We start from the raw sequence: 15,826 nt of genomic DNA, 5'->3' as shown, positions 1-15,826 counted from the left end.
TTTTTCGCGAGGGATAAAGGCTAAGCCGCCGCTATCGCCAGTGCGTGATCCCGCGCGTTCTCGCGCAGCGCGTCGAGATGGATCGACTTGACCAGTGTGGCAAGATCGCCTTCCGCGGACTGCCCGCCCACCTCCTTGAGCATCAGCCAGCTGACCTCTTGCACACCGGCGACGCGCTTGCCGTTGGCGACCTCGCGCCAGATCTTCAGCGCACGCAGGATGATGGCATGGGTGACTGCGGCAAGTCCTGCGCTGCGGAACAGCGCCTGCAAGGCGACATCGTGCCCGCCGGCAAGCAGCGCCCTTACCCTTTGTTCGGACTGCTGGCTGAGCGCGACCAGCGCCGAGCCGAAGAAATCGACCTTGCCATGCGCGATGGTGCGGATCAGAAAGCTCGCGGTAAGGTCGCCGCGCAGCCTGAGATGCTCGATCAGGGCCGCATGTTCTTCCTGGCGCGTGCCTTCTATCAGCGTCACCGAAGCCTTGACGCAGGCGTCGCGCATGACGCGGTCGGCTCGCGCCGCGCCCATCATCGCCATCACCAGTGGCGACGTTTTCAACATTTCGCCGAGCTTGACGAGCAGCATATGCCGACAGTCGGCCGGCAGCCTGATATCCGATATCAGCGCCTCGCGCACCAGCGGCAGGTGCCCATGCCGTTCGGCCATGCGGCGGAAGCTGAGCGAGGCGATGTCGGCGCCGCTGTTGGCGAGCAGCACCGCGCAGGCGTCCGCCTCGCCGATCTCGGCGATGGCCGCCGACAGCGCCATCGAGACGAGCGGCCGGTCGGCGATCAATTTCTGTGTCGCCTTCGGACTTGAGGCCACGCGGTTGATCAGGTCGGCGTCGGTGAGCAGCGGCGAGCGCGCCAGCACCACGCCGGCGACTTCCGGCTGATCGGAGGCCAGCACGCTGATGATCTGCATTGGCGCGTGGTGGCTCATCGACAGCGCCTCGGCCATCGCCAGCCGCACCTTCGACGAGGCATCGTCGAGCAATAGCGTCAGCGCCGCCTCGGCGGCGCAACGGTCCTCGAAAGGCAATTCGGAATTGATATAGGCCCGGGCCAGAGCGCTCGCCGCCGCTGCACGCTCCGACACCCTGGCCGTGTAGATCCATTTCAGGAAATGCGAAACAACAACCATGCCCGCCTGCTTACGCCCCTTGTCAGAAGCTTCTGACCCCACCGACGACCGTAGGCAGAATTGGTTTACGAACCGTTCACCATGTTCATTAACTGGCTTGCGAGGCTGATTTGCAGCGCCTATCACCGTCAAGCACCTGAGGAGAAAGAAATGGCCGGGCTTTATCTCGAAGAGTTCGTTGTCGGCCATGTCTTCCAGCACACGCTGCGCAAGACCGTTACCGAAAGCGACAACATGCTGTTTTCGGTAATGACGCTGAACCCGCAGCCGCTGCATATCGACTTCGATTTCGCCGCCAAGAGCGAATGGGGCAAGCCGCTGGTCAACTCGCTGTTCACGCTCGGCTTGATGATCGGCATTTCGGTCAATGACATCACAGTCGGCACTACGGTCGCCAATCTCGGCATGAAGGAGACCGTGTTTCCGCATCCGGTCTTCCATGGCGACACCATCCGGGTCGAGACGACAGTCATCTCGGTGCGAGAATCCAGGTCGAAACCCGATCGCGGCATCGTCGAATTCGAGCATCGCGCCTACAACCAGCATGGCGATCTCGTCGCCAAATGCACCAGGCAAGCGATGATGCTGAAGAAGGCGATCTGACGCATGCGTTCGCTGCTGTTCGTCCCTGGCGATTCCCAGAGGAAACTGGAAAAAAGTTTTGGTGCGGGCGCCGACGTGATCATCGTCGACCTCGAAGATTCCGTGGCGCCGCACAACAAGGGGCTGGCGCGCGAGGTGGCGGCGCGCTTCATCCTGGAACGCAGGGCGCAAACCAGTTCAGCCATCTATGTCAGGGTCAACGACCTCACGACCGGGTTGACGGATGACGATCTGGCGGCGTTGGTGCCGGCACGACCCGACGGCATCATGCTGCCCAAGTCGAACAGCGGCCAGGATGTGCAGCATCTGTCGGCAAAGCTCAGGGTGCGCGAGGCCGAAAATGGCTTGGCCGACGGCGCGATCAAGATCCTGCCGATCATCACCGAAACGCCGGCAGGCGTGCTGGCGGCGGCGACCTATGCCGGGACAAGTGCGCGGCTTGCCGGCCTCACCTGGGGCGCTGAAGACCTGTCGGCGGCGATCGGCGCGCGCAGCGTCCGCGACGAGCATGGCCGCTACACGGACGTGTTCCGCCACGCTCGCACCATGACCATACTTGCCGCCGGTGCGGCGGAGGTCGCGGCGATCGACACCGTCTTCCCGAATTTTCGCGACATGGCGGCCTTCGAAGTGGAATGCACGGAGGCCGAGCGCGATGGCTTCACCGGCAAAATGGCGATCCATCCCGATCAGGTGCCGGTCATCAACGCCGCCTTCACGCCGTCGGCCGAGGCCGTGAGACAATCGACGGCAATCGTTGCCGCGTTCGCGGCGGCGGGAAATCCCGGCGTCGTCGGCATTGACGGCAAGATGTTCGACCGACCGCATCTGCGGCTAGCCGAGCGGCTTCTGGCGCGGGCAAACGCGGCAGGTGTTTCCGCCTGAGCGCCTGCTACCAAACCAATGGGATCAGGCGGTAACGGACCCGGGCCACATAGTCGTCATAGCCGCGCAGGCCGGTGCGAAGCGTCTTCTCTTCAATGAAGGTGCGGATGGCCAGGAGAACGACGATCACGAGTACCGACGCCAGCCCCCACCAGGAACCAAGCAGAAGTGCAGTGCCGGCGAAGAAAAGGATGGCGCCGGCGTACATCGGATGGCGGACGTAGCTGTAAGGCCCCGTGGAGATCACACGTTGTCCGCGTTCATCCTGGATCTTCACCACGGGCGCCGCGAAACTGTTCTCCAGCATCGTCAGATAGCAGATCCAGATTCCGAGCAGCAGGACGAGCGCGCCGACCACCTGCACCCAGACGGGAACCACGGACCAGCCGAAACGGACGTCGAACCCCATGAATATCTGCGAACCAAAGATGGCGAGCAGTAGTATGGACAGCAGGACCTTGTCGGCCGTGTCCTGATTCTTCTGGATAGGAGAACTCAACCGCTCATTCATCAGGCCGGGATCGCGCCTTGCCAGCGCCACGCCCAAGGTGAGACTGAGCCCCACCATCCCCACCAGATAGACCCAGGCGCCCGGCCAGCGCAGCGTGCCGGCCGACAGGAAGAGCAAGGCGCCCATGGCGCCAAACCAGACGAATGTTTGGAGGACCAATTTCGCGATCATGATCGACCTTTCATGATATCCGCTCACTGCACTGGCAATTTCAGACCATTGGTCTACCATACCGACCAGCGGTCTGTAATTCAAGCGAACTGTGCAGAAGGTTCATCATGCCCCGTGTCATCAAGCATCCAGAGTTCAGGCGAGAAGAGCTTCTGGACCATGCCCAGACCCTTTTCCTGACGCAGGGCTATGACAAAGCGAGCCTCAACGACGTGATTGCGTCCGCCGGCGTCTCGAAGGGCGCCTTCTATCACTACTTCCCCTCCAAGGAGGCTCTTCTGGAAGCATTGGCCGATCGCTTTGCAAGACAGGCACTGGCTGGGGTGCAAGACATAATCGACGATCCGGACCTAGACCCGCTTGGCCGCATGAATGGCCTGCTCATCCAGTCGCGGCGGGCAAAGATCGAGACCGCGCCCGAAGCTTGGACTCTTTTCGAGACGATGTTTCGGCCTGAGAATCTGGTGCTTTTCCACCGTATCAATCTGGCCGCCAGCGCGTCGTTTTCACCTCTGCTGGTCAAGATCATCAGGCAAGGGATCGAAGACGGCACTTTCAGGACCTTCGATCCGGAAGGTGTTGCCGACATCGTCATGCAGTTCGGCATGGCCACGCATGACGTCGTTGCCAAGGCAATTGCCGGCGGCAGCGACGCCGACATGGAGATCGCGATCGAGGCCCTGGAGAAACGCGTCAGGCTCTACGAGATCGCTCTCGACCGCATACTGGGCCTGCCCGATGGAAGCATCCGGATCGGCGAGCCCGGCTATGTGCGCACCGTCATGACGGCCAGGCGGCGAAAGAGTGCCGGCAAGGCGCTGGCCAAGCCTGATATCTAGTCCTTGTCCCAGCGCGGCCGGCGCATCGAAAACACCTCGTCGACGCTGGCATAATCCATATAGCCGAGACGGGCGACATTGCCGGCCTTGGTGATGTCGAACAGGCCGTCTGTCAGGAAGGCGTCGTTGATGTGCACGCCGACCACTTCACCGGCAACAATCACAGCGCTTGTCGGCGATCCGTCCAGCGCCTTTGGCCGAAAGACTTCCGTCACCCGGCATTCGAGCGCGGCCGGCGCTGCCGCCACGCGCGGCGGCGCCACCAGCCGAGACGGCGCCATGGCAAGATCGGCATAGACGAACTCGTTGACGCCGCGCGGAGCATTGACCGATGTGCGGTTCATCTTCTCCGCGAGATCGCGGCTGACGAGATTGGCGACGAACTCGCCTGTCTCCTGGGCGAAGGAGGCGCTGTCCTTCTCGCCTTCGGAGGAGAACCAGACGATGAAAGGCCGCGTCGAAACGGCATTGAAGAAGGAGTATGGCGCGAGGTTGATCTCACCAGCCCTGTTCAGTGTCGAAATCCAGCCGATCGGACGCGGCGCCACGATCGCCTTCGAAGGGTCATGCGGCAGGCCGTGGCCCTTTGAGGGTTCGTAGAACATTCAGCCCGCCCACGGCCCCGAATAGTCACTGTACAGCTTTGCCGGATCGGGCCGGGGCCGCTCCGGTGCCGGGCCGGCATAGGAGCCGATATGGATGAAGCCGATGACCCGCTCCTGCGGCGCCAGCCCCAGCAGCGCCCTGCCCTCCGGCACATCCGAATACCAGTTGCTGATCATGTTGGTGCCATAGCCCAGCGCATTCGCTGCTATCATCAGGTTCATCGCCGCCATGCCGCCCGACAGGAACATTTCCCATTGCGGGATTTTTGGATTCTCCCTGGGAATCGACACAACGCCGATCACCAGTGGCGCGCGCGAGAATCGCGCCAGTTCCTGGTTGCGGCGGCCTTCGGACAAGGGACCTTCCCGCTGCTCTGCAAGCGCTGCCAGTTGGCTGCCGATCTCGACGCGGGCGTCGCCACGGTAGAGGATGAAGCGCCAGGGCTCCAACCGGCCATGGTCGGGCACCCGGGAGGCAGCGGCGATCATCGTGGCGATCTCCGCATCGCTCGGCGCCGGCTCCTTCAAATCGGGGATCGGTGCGGAGTTTCGGGTGAGCAGGAAGTCGATGATCGGCGACGCCATGGGCGCAAGTCTCCTGGACATTCTGTTTTGAGCTGAAGCGCACCATCGGGGATTCGGGCGGCTCGGGCATTGGCGCGGGATACGCCGGAGGGAAGAGTCGTTTCAACTCTTAAGCCTTGAAATTGCCACCGCCATGGGCTTCAACGCAAGGCATGTTTGAGGGGACTGTCCGTCTTTTCCTGGTCTGGCTCGGCGCGCTGATATTCATGGCGCCGGTTTCGCTTGCCGTGGCGCAGAACGTCGACGGTGTCACCGACCTGAAGCTTCCGGGAATTTCGAGCTACGCGACGCCGAAAGGCGAGACGTCACTGGCGCTGAGCGGCGGCGGCGCCATCACATTGTCCGCCCAACTAACCGACAAGGGTTCCGACATCACGCGCGGCATCGTCTGGCGGGTTTTCAAGCCCGAAGCCGTCAACGGCAAATTGCCGATGGTTGCCTCCTCCCATGGCGGCACCGCCGTCTTCCAGCTCGAACCCGGCAGCTATCTGGTTCACGCCTCCTACGGCCGGGCCGGCGCCACCAAGCGCATCACTGTCGGCAAGGACGCCAAGCGCGAAAGTCTCGTGCTCGACGCCGGCGGCCTCAAGCTCGACGCAGTGCTGTCCGGCGGCGTGCGCATTCCACCAAAGAAGCTGCGATTTTCGATCTACGAAGGCACCGCCGAGGCCAATGGCGACCGCGCGCTGATCATTCCCGATGTCGAGCCCAACAGCGTCGTGCGGCTCAACGCCGGCATCTACCACGTCGTCTCGACCTATGGCGCAGTCAACGCGGTCATCCGCTCCGACATCCGTGTCGAGGCCGGCAAGCTGACCGAAGCCACCGTGTCGAGCACCACGCCGCCGAGATCACCATGAAGCTGGTGCGCGAAACCGGTGGCGAGGCGATCGCCGACACATCCTGGTCGCTGCTCAACGAATCGGGCGATCCGATCAAGGAAACCGTCGGCGCCTTCGCCTCGATGGTGCTGGCCGAGGGCGACTACACCATCATCGCCAAGAACCGCGACCGCATCTATCAGAAGGATTTTACGGTCGTGGCCGGGCAGAACCAGGAGATCGAGGTTCTGGCCACCGAGGCCGCGGCGATGGATCCCGAAGAAGGCGCGGACTAACCTTCCGCGGCAGGTTTCCTGTTTTCAGGCTGCCATCTTGGTCCGCGCTGGCAGGAACGGAATCCGGCGGCGCGCCACGATTGGCGCCAGATCGAACACGCCGCGATACAGCCGGTCGAGCAATGCCTTGCGGTCGCGCAACGGCTCCAGCTCGCTCCAGCTCAGCACATCCCCGACGCGCACGTCTATCGCCTTGCCGGACAGCCGCGCGAATTCGTGAATGAGCAGCGACGTGCGCAATGTCAGAGAGGCCCTGCCGACGAATTTCGCCAGGCGGCTGTCGCGCTCGGCCATGTTCATCGGGCCGCTGACGAGATGGAACAGCCTGCCGTTCTGTCCGGAAAAATGCATCGGGATGACCGACGCCCTGGCGTCCTGAATGAGACGGGCCGGAAATATCTTCCACGGCAGATCGCGTGCCCGGCCAAAGCCCTTTGGCGCGGTGGCAACACCGCCGGCCGGAAACACAACGATGGTGACGCCTTCCTTCAACAGCCGCACCGCCTCATGGCGCACGGCCATGTTGTTCTTCAGCGCGTCCTTGGTCTCGGAAAAGTCGATTGGCAGCGAGTAAGACTCCATTTCGCGGATCTTGAGCAGATCCTTGTGGATCATCACCCGGAACGGGCGTCCGAGCTGCTCGACCAACGACAGCACGGCAATGCCGTCACCAATGCCGAACGGATGATTGGCGACGATCACCAGCGGCGTATCCGGCAATTGCGCCGGCGGCCATTGATCTGATGTCCGCACCCGCACGTCGATCAGGTCGAGCATGCGGCTGAACACGCGTTCGCCGGTCGGCACGACCTGGCTGCGCCAGAAATCATAAAGTGCTGTGTAGCGGTCGCGGCCTGACAGGCCTTCGACCGAATGAATGAACCAGCGTGTCAGCGCCGGCTGGCGCGGATTGGCATAGGAAAGCTCGGGAAAGGGTCGTTCGCGCAATTTCAACTTGAGCATAGGGGCTGGTTACAAGGTCGGCGTGACAGGGATATGAAAATGGCGGTGGATCGCTCCACCGCCATTAGTCGAAACTATGCCAATCAAGCCGCGCGTTTGCGCCGGCGGTCGGGTGTAACAGCTTCTTCGGCCAATTGCGCGATCGCCTGGTCAAGGCCAAGCGATTCCTGGTCGCGCGAGCCCAGCCGGCGCATGTTGACGGTCTGCTCTTCCGCCTCGCGCTTGCCGCAGACGAGGATGACCGGAACCTTGGCTAGGCTGTGCTCGCGGACCTTGTAGTTGATCTTCTCGTTACGCAGATCCGCTTCCGCCAACAGCCCTGCGGCCTTCAGCTTTGCCACCACCTCGGTCGCATAGCCGTCGGCATCCGACGTGATCGTCGCCACCACCACCTGCAGCGGCGCGAACCACAGCGGGAAATGGCCGGAATAGTTCTCGATCAGGATGCCGAGGAAGCGCTCCATCGAGCCGCAGATCGCGCGGTGCACCATCACAGGCTGCTTCTTCTCGGAATCGGAGCCGATATAGAAGGCGCCGAACCGTTCCGGCAGGTTGAAGTCGACCTGCGTCGTGCCGCACTGCCATTCGCGGCCGATGGCATCCTTGAGCACATATTCGAATTTCGGGCCGTAGAAGGCGCCCTCGCCCGGATTGATCGAGGTCTTGATGCGATTGCCGGACCGTGTCCTGATCGTCTCCAGCACGCTCCCCATGATCGCCTCGGCATGATCCCAGGCTTCGTCGGTGCCGACGCGTTTGTCGGGCCGCGTCGACAGCTTGACGCTGATTTCGTCAAAACCGAAATCAGCATAGGTCGACAGGATCAGATCGTTGATGCGCAAGCACTCCGCGGCCAGCTGCTCCTCGGTGCAGAAGATGTGCGCATCGTCCTGCGTGAAGCCGCGAACGCGCATCAGCCCGTGCAGCGCGCCCGACGGCTCGTAGCGGTGCACATTGCCGAATTCCGCAAGCTTTACGGGAAGATCGCGATAGGACTTCAACCCATGCTTGAAAATCTGCACATGGCCCGGACAGTTCATCGGCTTCAGCGCGAAGACCCGGTCGTCATCGGTGTCGTCGCCGGCGACCGTCACCTTGAACATGGCGTCGCGATACCAGCCCCAATGGCCTGACGTCTCCCACAGGCTCTTGTCGAGCACCTGCGGCGCGTTGACCTCCTGATAGCCCTGCTCGTCGAGACGGCGGCGCATGTAGTTGACCAGGTTCTGGAACATCTTCCAGCCCTTGGCATGCCAGAAGACGACGCCCGGTCCCTCTTCCTGGAAATGGAACAGGTCCATCTCGCGGCCGATCTTCCTATGGTCGCGCTTCTCGGCCTCCTCCAGCATCATCTGGTAGGCTTCGAGCTGCGCCTGATCAGCCCAGGCCGTGCCGTAGATGCGGGTCAGCATCGGGTTGTTCGAATCACCGCGCCAATAGGCGCCGGCCACCTTCATCAGTTTGAAGGCATTGCCGATCTGCCCGGTCGAGGCCATGTGCGGGCCACGGCAGAGGTCGAACCAGTCGCCCTGCGCGTAGATCTTGAGATCCTGATCCTCGGGAATGGCATCGATCAGCTCCAGCTTGTAGCGCTCGCCCTTGTCGGCAAACACTTTTTTCGCCTTGTCGCGCGACCAGACTTGCTTGGTGAACGGCTTGTTGCGCGCGATGATCTCGCGCATCTTCTTCTCGATCACCGGAAAATCGTCGGGCGTGAACGGCTCGTTACGGGCGAAGTCGTAGTAGAACCCGTTCTCGATCACCGGCCCGATGGTCACCTGCGTTCCCGGCCATATCTCCTGCACGGCTTCCGCCAGCACATGGGCCGCGTCGTGGCGGATCAGCTCTAGCGCGCGCGGGTCGTCGCGGGTGACGATCTCGACCTTGCCGGACTTGCCGAGCGGATCGCTGAGATCGCGAACCGTGCCGTCGATCGCATAGGCGACCGCCTTCTTGGCCCGCGATTTCGAGATCGATTCGGCGAGGCCGGCACCGGTCATCGCCGCGTCATATTCGCGGACGGAGCCATCGGGAAATGTCAGGGAAACGGAATTCAGCATATATATCTCCTATCCAGTCCCGCAAACGAGCGCGGGTGGTTGAAATGCATGTCGCCCAAAAGTGTATGGCGGTTTTGGGTTACGACATGCATAGGGAAAAGCCGGATGCGTCCGGCAGCGGCTGTCTTTTATGGACAGATTCCGCCGCCGTAAAGCCCGGCTCAAATGTCAGCGTTCATTTGATGAGGAGCGGCAAATCCTTCAGGAACGCAGCCCGGGTCTTGAGGCCCTTTGGCATGTCCGTACGGTTGGCGTCGACGACAAGCCGCGCAAAGACGATCTGGCGGCCATCCTTGTTCGCCCAGCCGACGAACCAGCCAAGCGAGCGCTTGTCCTGAACCTTGTCGGCGTCGTTGCGCAGCCTGGTGCTGCCGGTCTTGCCTTGCACCGTCCAACCCCCGGCCTGGAAGGTCGGGATGATGGCTGATGTCATGTCGTAGGCCTTGGCCGAGACAGGCAGCTTGCGGGCCAGCAGCTTGCGCAGGAATTCGACCTGCTCGACCGGCGTGATCTTGAGCGAGGAATTCACCCAGGACTTGGTCAAGCCATCATTCTTGCCGGGATTCCCGGAAACATCGGCATTGCCGTAGTCGAATTTCGAGACATAGCCGGCAAAACTCTCAGACCCAAGCCGGCGGGTGATTTCCCGGGAAAACCACAGGATCGAATCTCGCTCCCAGACCACCGGATCGACGGTCTTCTGATCCCGCTTCACCGCGTTGAATTCAGGCTTGTAATCCCAGCTCGGCGTGTGCTCGTCGCTCAGGATTCCGCTGTCATAGCCGATCAGCGACAACGGCACCTTGAACGTCGACGCCGGGCTGAACCGCTGGTCGCACACCCCGTCCTGGTAAAGCGTCTTGCCGCTCGCCGCATCGGCGATCACCGTGCACTGCACGTCCCCCAACGGCGCCGATTGCGCGCGCAACGGAAATCCCAGCAGCCAGGCGAGCAGGAACAGTATCCCGGCAAAGATGAAGGGAAGACGGTCGAAATTGCGCATTTGTCTGCTCGCTCAAGAGGGGGGTTCGCGAGCGGCTTAGCGAGGTCTCTTGTCTCGATTTTGTCTCAAATGCGCAGTCTTTGTGCAGGCTGTTGTTAACCCTACCGGATCGTAAACGGGCAGAGCCGCCGGTACCTGACCGACGCGATCACCCCTGCGCTTCGCCGCGCTTGCTGCCGATCCGCCAGTACCGCCATGGCGTGAACCAGACATAACGATCCTCCAGCACCTCCGGCACGCGGTCGATGCCATGCGTGCCGAATGGCCCGCAGCGCAGCACACGGAACAATCCCATCCAGCCGCCGGCCCACAGGCCATGGCGGGCGATCGCCTCATGGGCATATTCCGAACAGGTCGGCAGATGCCGGCAGGTATTGCCGACAAAGCCCGACAGCGTCAGCTGATAGAGGCGCACGAGCGACGTGCCGAGGAGACGGCCCGGCGTCTTGCGCCATGGACCGGGCCAGTTGCGGCCGCGTTTCGGCGGCCTGGCGATATGCGCATGCCCATGCTGGTCGCGCACCACAGTCTCCGTATCGCGTTTCCCAGGCGATAGATGTGAGCTTCCACTGGAGAACGCAATCCCCACTCCTTGTGCGCACTCAGTCGTCACGGGCGGAACGGCGAAACGGCTGCCTGTCAGGCGAAGACGCCCACCGGCCACGACTGGTCGGCTCTTCGTAACGCTTTTCATGCTGTCTTCTGTCACGCCATTGAAACGTTGCGATCCGCATGACATCGCCAAAGATGCTCAGCAACTGGATCATGGTCGGTCTCCTTTGACATGGATTAGACCGCCGCTGGCCTTCGCCTTCAAACGAGTATAATTTCCACTTCGGATAATCCTGGGTTATGTGAATGAAGCGCGGACGCTTGCCGCTGACGGCATTGAGAAGCTTCGAGGCGGCGGGCCGGCATCTGAGCTTCAGCCGGGCCGCCGAGGAGCTTTTCGTCTCGCAGGCGGCGATCAGCCGGCAGATCCGGGAACTCGAAACCTTCCTGCGCCAACCCTTGTTCGAACGTCACCATCGCCGTGTCGAACTGACCGACACCGGACGGCGTCTGCTGGAGCAGCTTGTCAGAAGTTTCGACGCCATCGACACCTTGCTTGGAGAACTGGTGGCGACACCGGCGCAGTCCGTGGTCCGCGTCAGTGTCGAGCCGTCGCTTGCATCCGTGTGGCTGGTGCCGCGGCTCAACCGGTTTCGCCAATTGCGGCCTGACATCGACGTCTCGCTCGAGGTCGACCCAAGGCTGATCGAGTTCCGCAGCGATCAGCCGGAGCTTGCCTTGCGCTTCAGCACGCATGCCACCGCGTGGCCGCGCAGCCAGGCTGAGCGGCTTGCCTCGACGGTCGATTCGCCGGTCCTGTCGCCGGCGCTGCTTGCCTCTGGCCCCGCCCTCAGGAAGCCGATCGATCTTGGCCGCTACACGCTCTTGCACGAGGAGAACCGCCAGGGCTGGGCGCGCTGGTTCGAAGCGGCCGGCGTGCCCGCCGACGCCATACCGGCGCGCGGGCCGATGCTGGCGGATGCGTCGCTTTCAAAACAGGCCGCCTTGCTCGGACATGGCGTGGCCTTGGGCGATCTCTTGCAGATCGGCGCGGAAATCGCATCCGGCGCGCTGGTCAAGCCGTTCGACATCGACGTCGCATCCGGCGCCTATTGGCTGGTGGCCAGAAACTTGCGCGACCTCTCGGAACCGGCCGCCGCGTTCGCCGACTGGCTCAGAAGCGAATTCGTCGAAAGCAGGCGGGTGCTGGAAGCGCGGGCTTGAACCCTTCCGGCCGGGCTCCCGCTACTTTGCCTTCTTGCTGTATTTTTCGAAGAGTTTGTCGAGCGCATCCGCGGCCGGAAGCTCGCCCGGTGAGTCTTCTCCCGGGTTGAATGTGAGGATGACATCGCGCCACATATCGTAGTGGGCAGCATATGATGTCAGCCTGGGAAATGGCGCGCAGCGTGCGATGGCCCGGACAGCGGACTCGGCAACCTTGTCCGGCGGCGTCGTCACAGGACCGAGGATTTTTGGCGGGCCTGCGAGTGACCCGTCCTTGTTCAGACTGATCTGGACGCGTGCAATGCTGTGGGTGTTTGCAGGCATGTTCCAACAATGCTGGATTGCCTTCATGAGATAGTCGCCGATATCGCGCTCGACCGCTACGTCTGCCCGGCTCGGGGTCCCGCTCAACGCGAGTGAGCCAGCAAGGCTCCCGGCAAACACCAGGCTTTGGTAGCCAAACCCCAAGGTCAGGCCGCTTCTTCGGCGCGCTTCTTCTCGATCTGGCCGATGGCGTCGACCACGGCATCGAAAGTCAGCATGGTCGAAGCGTGCCGCGCCTTGTAGTCGCGCACCGGCTCCAGATATCTGAGGTCGGCGAAGCGACCGTCCGGCGGGGCGCCATTTTCCTTGAGCATCTTCAGCATGGTGTCGCGCACCGCGCGCAATTCCTCAGCACTCGCGCCGACGACATGCTGCGCCATGATCGATGACGACGCCTGGCCGAGCGCACAGGCTTTCACGTCATGGGCAAAGTCCGTGACCAGGCCGTCCTGCATCTTGAGGTCGACGGTGACCGTGGAACCGCATAGCTTGGAGTGAGCCTTGGCGGTCGCGTCAGGATGATCGAGACGGCCGATGCGGCCAATGTTCCCGGCAAAACCGAGAATTTTCGCGTTGTAGACCTCGTTTATCATTATTTTCCAATCCGTCGCCGCCAAGCGAACAGCGATTGCCGCTGTCGTGTCTTCCTTTCGCTCGCTATGACCTTATATAATGCTGGCAGTCCGGTATCGACAAGAACGACGAAAGCCAATGTCCTTGCCGGGAAGTTCACGCCACTTACGGGGCTGGAAACTGGGCGAGTTTCCGACGCCGAAAGGTCGTGGTCCGTTCAACTCGTTCCTCCGCCGAGAGGGACTACGGGAGACGCCTTTATGGATGCCGTCATCAAGAAGCTCATGCCACAGTCAGCCTATATGGAAAAGCCGGTCACCGACCGGCCAAGCGAAGCTGAAGTCGAAGCCGCCGTGCGCACGCTTTTGCGCTGGACCGGCGACAATCCGGACCGCGAAGGGCTGGTCGACACGCCGAAGCGGGTGGCAAAGGCCTATCGCGAAATGTTCGGCGGCTACGACATGTGCCCGGCCGACGAGCTCGGCCGCACCTTCGAGGAGGTCGCCGGCTACGACGACCTGGTCATCGTCAAGGACATAACATTCCATTCGCATTGCGAGCACCACATGGTGCCGATCATCGGCAAGGCGCATGTCGGCTATCTGCCGGATGGCAAGGTTGTCGGCCTGTCCAAGATCGCCCGCGTCGTCGATATCTTCGCCCACCGCCTGCAGACCCAGGAGGCGCTTACGGCGCAGATCGCCGGCGTCATCCAGGACGTGCTCAATCCGCGCGGCGTCGCCGTCATGATCGAGGCCGAGCACATGTGCATGGCCATGCGCGGCATCCGCAAGCAGGGTTCAACCACGCTGACCTCGACCTTCACCGGCGTCTTCAAGGATACGCCCGAAGAGCAGGTTCGTTTCGTGACCATGGTGCGTGGCGGCGGGATCTGAATGGCCCTGCGACTTCGCTAGATAAGGACCGGCGATGTCGGCATTGGAATTCCCGAAAGCTTCGTCAGACAAGAAGGCCATGGAGGAAGGCGCGGTGTTTTCACCACGCTTCGATGCCGCTGGCCTCGTCACGGTCGTCGTCACCGATGCCGCGGACGGCATGCTGTTGATGGTGGCGCACATGAACGCGCAAGCGCTGGCTCTGACACTGGAGACAGGCATCGCCCACTACTGGTCGCGCTCGCGCAGCGCGCTTTGGAAAAAGGGCGAAACATCAGGCAATTTTCAGCATGTCGTCGAGATGCTCACGGATTGTGACCAGGATGCCATATGGTTGCGCGTCAAAGTGTTGGGCCACGACGCAACCTGTCACACTGGCCGGCGTTCATGCTTTTATCGGACGGTGGGGCTGATCGATGGCAAGGGGACGCTTGCCGACGACGGCAGCAAGCCGCTGTTCGATGCGGTAAACACGTATCGGAAACCACCAGCTTGAACCTTCTGCCTGACCCCAACCTCACAGATTCATCATTTCGATACGGCCCGCTCGTATAGTGGCCGTGGGACAAGGGAGATCATGATGCTCGAGTGGGCGTCATTGCGTAACAGACCAGATGTCAGGGAGGCCAACGGCCTATCCTCGTCAGGCGGCGCGTCCGAAACGAACTCCCAGAAGAAAACAGCCATTTCGCTCGCCTTGGGTGGCGGTTGCGCCCGCGGCTGGGCGCATATCGGCGTGCTGCGCGCGCTCGACGAAGCCGGCATCGAAGTGTCGATGATCGCCGGCACCTCGATCGGCGCTTTGGTCGGCGGCTGCTATCTCGCCGGCAAACTGGACGAGCTCGAAGAATTCGCCCGCAGCCTGACCAAGCGCCGCATCTTCGGCCTGCTCGATCTCAATTTGCGCGGCAGCGGCCTGTTCGGCGGTATGAAGCTCGATGCAAGGCTGCGCGAGCACATGGCCGGCATTCGTTTCGAGGACCTTGCCAAGCCGTTCGTCGCGGTCACCTCCGAGATCCGCACCGGCCACGAAATCTGGCTGTCGAGCGGCTCATTGATCACCGCCATGCGCGCCTCCTACGCGCTGCCCGGCGTGTTCGAGCCGGTGAATTGCAATGGCCGCGTGCTGGTCGACGGCGCGCTGGTCAACCCGGTACCGGTTTCGGTCTGCCGCGCCTATGAGCAGCCGCTCGTCGTGGCGGTCAACCTTCACTATGATCTGTTCGGCCGCGCCGCCGTCATCAAGCACAGCGCCGGCGAGCTGGTCGTTGAAAAGGACGCGCCGCGGCCTGGTCAGATCGACGCCGAGCGCCAGTCGCATCAGACGCGGCTCGGCATCACCGGCGTCATGGTCGAGGCCTTCAACATCATTCAGGACCGCATTTCGCGCGCCAGGCTTGCCGGCGACCCGCCCGATATGTCGCTGCAGCCGAAGCTCAGTCATATCGGCCTGACCGAATTCCACCGCGCCGACGAGGCGATCAACCTCGGCTATCAGGCGACGATGGCGCAGATCGGCGAACTGACCCGGCTGCAGACCGTTCTCGCCTGATCAAAGCCTACGCACGAGCCGCATCGGTGATGCGAAACTGCACGGTGCGGTTGCCATTCCAGTAGTTGCCTGACAGCGAACCGGCGACGTGGATCGTCTTGCCCCGGTTCTTGAACAGGAATTCGCCAAGTGCGGTATCGACAGCGCGAAAGGCGATCGCCTGGATGCGGCCGCCGCTTTCCGATTGCAGTTCGACGCGGATGTGGTTGGTGCCGACC

The 15,826-nt window shown here is 62.2% G+C and carries 18 protein-coding genes and 2 pseudogenes; 8 read left to right on the top strand and 12 right to left on the bottom strand.

Features of this window, described 5'->3' with window-relative positions; translation table 11 throughout:
- Window positions 1-20 precede the first annotated feature (20 nt).
- A complete protein-coding gene (locus tag EOC06_RS14165) occupies window positions 21-1,145 on the bottom strand; it encodes a DUF2336 domain-containing protein (RefSeq protein WP_128308062.1) in 1,125 nt (374 codons plus the stop codon).
- A gap of 150 nt (window positions 1,146-1,295) precedes the next feature.
- Here EOC06_RS14165 and EOC06_RS14160 point away from each other — a divergent pair, with 150 nt between their 5' ends.
- On the top strand, window positions 1,296-1,748 hold the full coding sequence (locus EOC06_RS14160) for a MaoC family dehydratase (protein ID WP_023810497.1): 453 nt from the start codon (window positions 1,296-1,298) through the stop codon (window positions 1,746-1,748).
- A 3-nt stretch (window positions 1,749-1,751) separates the two neighbouring features.
- Window positions 1,752-2,633, top strand: coding sequence for a CoA ester lyase (locus EOC06_RS14155; RefSeq protein ID WP_128308061.1), 882 nt, complete (start codon window positions 1,752-1,754; stop codon window positions 2,631-2,633).
- 7 nt (window positions 2,634-2,640) lie between these two features.
- Here the strand turns inward: EOC06_RS14155 and EOC06_RS14150 are convergent, their stop codons facing one another.
- Window positions 2,641-3,315: an isoprenylcysteine carboxylmethyltransferase family protein gene (locus EOC06_RS14150; RefSeq protein WP_127272690.1), complete on the bottom strand. Its 675-nt coding sequence runs from the start codon at window positions 3,313-3,315 to the stop codon at window positions 2,641-2,643.
- A gap of 107 nt (window positions 3,316-3,422) precedes the next feature.
- On the opposite strand from EOC06_RS14150, the gene EOC06_RS14145 reads away from it, so the two are divergent.
- Complete coding sequence (locus tag EOC06_RS14145; RefSeq protein WP_128308060.1) at window positions 3,423-4,154, top strand: TetR/AcrR family transcriptional regulator; 732 nt, start codon at window positions 3,423-3,425, stop codon at window positions 4,152-4,154.
- Here EOC06_RS14145 and EOC06_RS14140 read toward each other — a convergent pair.
- Both EOC06_RS14140 and EOC06_RS14135 read right to left on the bottom strand, forming a co-directional pair.
- The gene (locus tag EOC06_RS14140) at window positions 4,151-4,759 is read right to left on the bottom strand and encodes a flavin reductase family protein (RefSeq protein WP_128308059.1); all 609 of its coding nucleotides are present in this window, start codon (window positions 4,757-4,759) and stop codon (window positions 4,151-4,153) included. The two genes, EOC06_RS14145 and EOC06_RS14140, sit on opposite strands and share 4 nt — an antisense overlap.
- The gene (locus EOC06_RS14135) at window positions 4,760-5,344 is read right to left on the bottom strand and encodes a nitroreductase (protein WP_128308058.1); all 585 of its coding nucleotides are present in this window, start codon (window positions 5,342-5,344) and stop codon (window positions 4,760-4,762) included. It lies immediately after the preceding gene.
- A 152-nt stretch (window positions 5,345-5,496) separates the two neighbouring features.
- On the opposite strand from EOC06_RS14135, the pseudogene EOC06_RS14130 reads away from it, so the two are divergent.
- Window positions 5,497-6,461: pseudogene (locus EOC06_RS14130) on the top strand (hypothetical protein).
- 24 nt (window positions 6,462-6,485) lie between these two features.
- On the opposite strand, the gene EOC06_RS14125 reads toward EOC06_RS14130, so the two are convergent.
- From EOC06_RS14125 to EOC06_RS14105, 5 genes are all read right to left on the bottom strand, one after another.
- Window positions 6,486-7,424, bottom strand: a complete 939-nt coding sequence (locus EOC06_RS14125) for a lysophospholipid acyltransferase family protein (protein WP_128308057.1) — start codon at window positions 7,422-7,424, stop codon at window positions 6,486-6,488.
- Between the two features lie 83 nt (window positions 7,425-7,507).
- The gene (gene thrS, locus EOC06_RS14120) at window positions 7,508-9,484 is read right to left on the bottom strand and encodes a threonine--tRNA ligase (RefSeq protein WP_128308056.1); all 1,977 of its coding nucleotides are present in this window, start codon (window positions 9,482-9,484) and stop codon (window positions 7,508-7,510) included.
- Between the two features lie 175 nt (window positions 9,485-9,659).
- Window positions 9,660-10,487, bottom strand: a complete 828-nt coding sequence (gene blaOXA, locus EOC06_RS14115) for a class D beta-lactamase (protein WP_128308055.1) — start codon at window positions 10,485-10,487, stop codon at window positions 9,660-9,662.
- A 148-nt stretch (window positions 10,488-10,635) separates the two neighbouring features.
- Window positions 10,636-11,010, bottom strand: a complete 375-nt coding sequence (gene yidD / locus EOC06_RS14110; protein ID WP_127267644.1) for a membrane protein insertion efficiency factor YidD — start codon at window positions 11,008-11,010, stop codon at window positions 10,636-10,638.
- Window positions 11,011-11,089: 79 nt separating this feature from the next.
- Window positions 11,090-11,254 (bottom strand): hypothetical protein, encoded by a 165-nt coding sequence (locus tag EOC06_RS14105; RefSeq protein ID WP_127267645.1) that lies wholly within the window; start codon window positions 11,252-11,254, stop codon window positions 11,090-11,092.
- Between the two features lie 91 nt (window positions 11,255-11,345).
- On the opposite strand from EOC06_RS14105, the gene EOC06_RS14100 reads away from it, so the two are divergent.
- The gene (locus tag EOC06_RS14100) at window positions 11,346-12,263 is read left to right on the top strand and encodes a LysR substrate-binding domain-containing protein (RefSeq protein ID WP_128308054.1); all 918 of its coding nucleotides are present in this window, start codon (window positions 11,346-11,348) and stop codon (window positions 12,261-12,263) included.
- 21 nt (window positions 12,264-12,284) lie between these two features.
- On the opposite strand, the gene EOC06_RS14095 is transcribed toward EOC06_RS14100, so the two are convergent.
- Both EOC06_RS14095 and EOC06_RS14090 read right to left on the bottom strand, forming a co-directional pair.
- The gene (locus EOC06_RS14095; protein ID WP_128289482.1) at window positions 12,285-12,614 is read right to left on the bottom strand and encodes a cell envelope integrity protein TolA; all 330 of its coding nucleotides are present in this window, start codon (window positions 12,612-12,614) and stop codon (window positions 12,285-12,287) included.
- A 119-nt stretch (window positions 12,615-12,733) separates the two neighbouring features.
- Window positions 12,734-13,180: an iron-sulfur cluster assembly scaffold protein gene (locus EOC06_RS14090; protein WP_127267647.1), complete on the bottom strand. Its 447-nt coding sequence runs from the start codon at window positions 13,178-13,180 to the stop codon at window positions 12,734-12,736.
- A 240-nt stretch (window positions 13,181-13,420) separates the two neighbouring features.
- Between EOC06_RS14090 and folE the strand changes: the two genes are divergently transcribed.
- The 3 genes from folE to EOC06_RS14075 all read left to right on the top strand — a co-directional run bounded on the left by folE (window position 13,421) and on the right by EOC06_RS14075 (window position 15,608).
- On the top strand, window positions 13,421-14,056 hold the full coding sequence (gene folE, locus EOC06_RS14085; protein ID WP_027036853.1) for a GTP cyclohydrolase I FolE: 636 nt from the start codon (window positions 13,421-13,423) through the stop codon (window positions 14,054-14,056).
- Window positions 14,057-14,090: 34 nt separating this feature from the next.
- Window positions 14,091-14,552: a phosphoribosyl-AMP cyclohydrolase gene (gene hisI / locus EOC06_RS14080; RefSeq protein ID WP_128308052.1), complete on the top strand. Its 462-nt coding sequence runs from the start codon at window positions 14,091-14,093 to the stop codon at window positions 14,550-14,552.
- 84 nt (window positions 14,553-14,636) lie between these two features.
- Window positions 14,637-15,608, top strand: a complete 972-nt coding sequence (locus EOC06_RS14075) for a patatin family protein (protein ID WP_127267650.1) — start codon at window positions 14,637-14,639, stop codon at window positions 15,606-15,608.
- Between the two features lie 7 nt (window positions 15,609-15,615).
- On the opposite strand, the pseudogene EOC06_RS14070 reads toward EOC06_RS14075, so the two are convergent.
- Window positions 15,616-15,826 (bottom strand): annotated as a pseudogene (locus EOC06_RS14070) (single-stranded-DNA-specific exonuclease RecJ); the annotation flags it as partial.

This window comes from Mesorhizobium sp. M7A.F.Ca.MR.362.00.0.0, assembly GCF_004023175.1.
Taxonomy (GTDB): domain Bacteria; phylum Pseudomonadota; class Alphaproteobacteria; order Rhizobiales; family Rhizobiaceae; genus Mesorhizobium.
The sequence above is the reverse complement of the archived record's forward strand: the minus strand, read 5'-3'. Positions and strand labels throughout refer to the sequence as shown.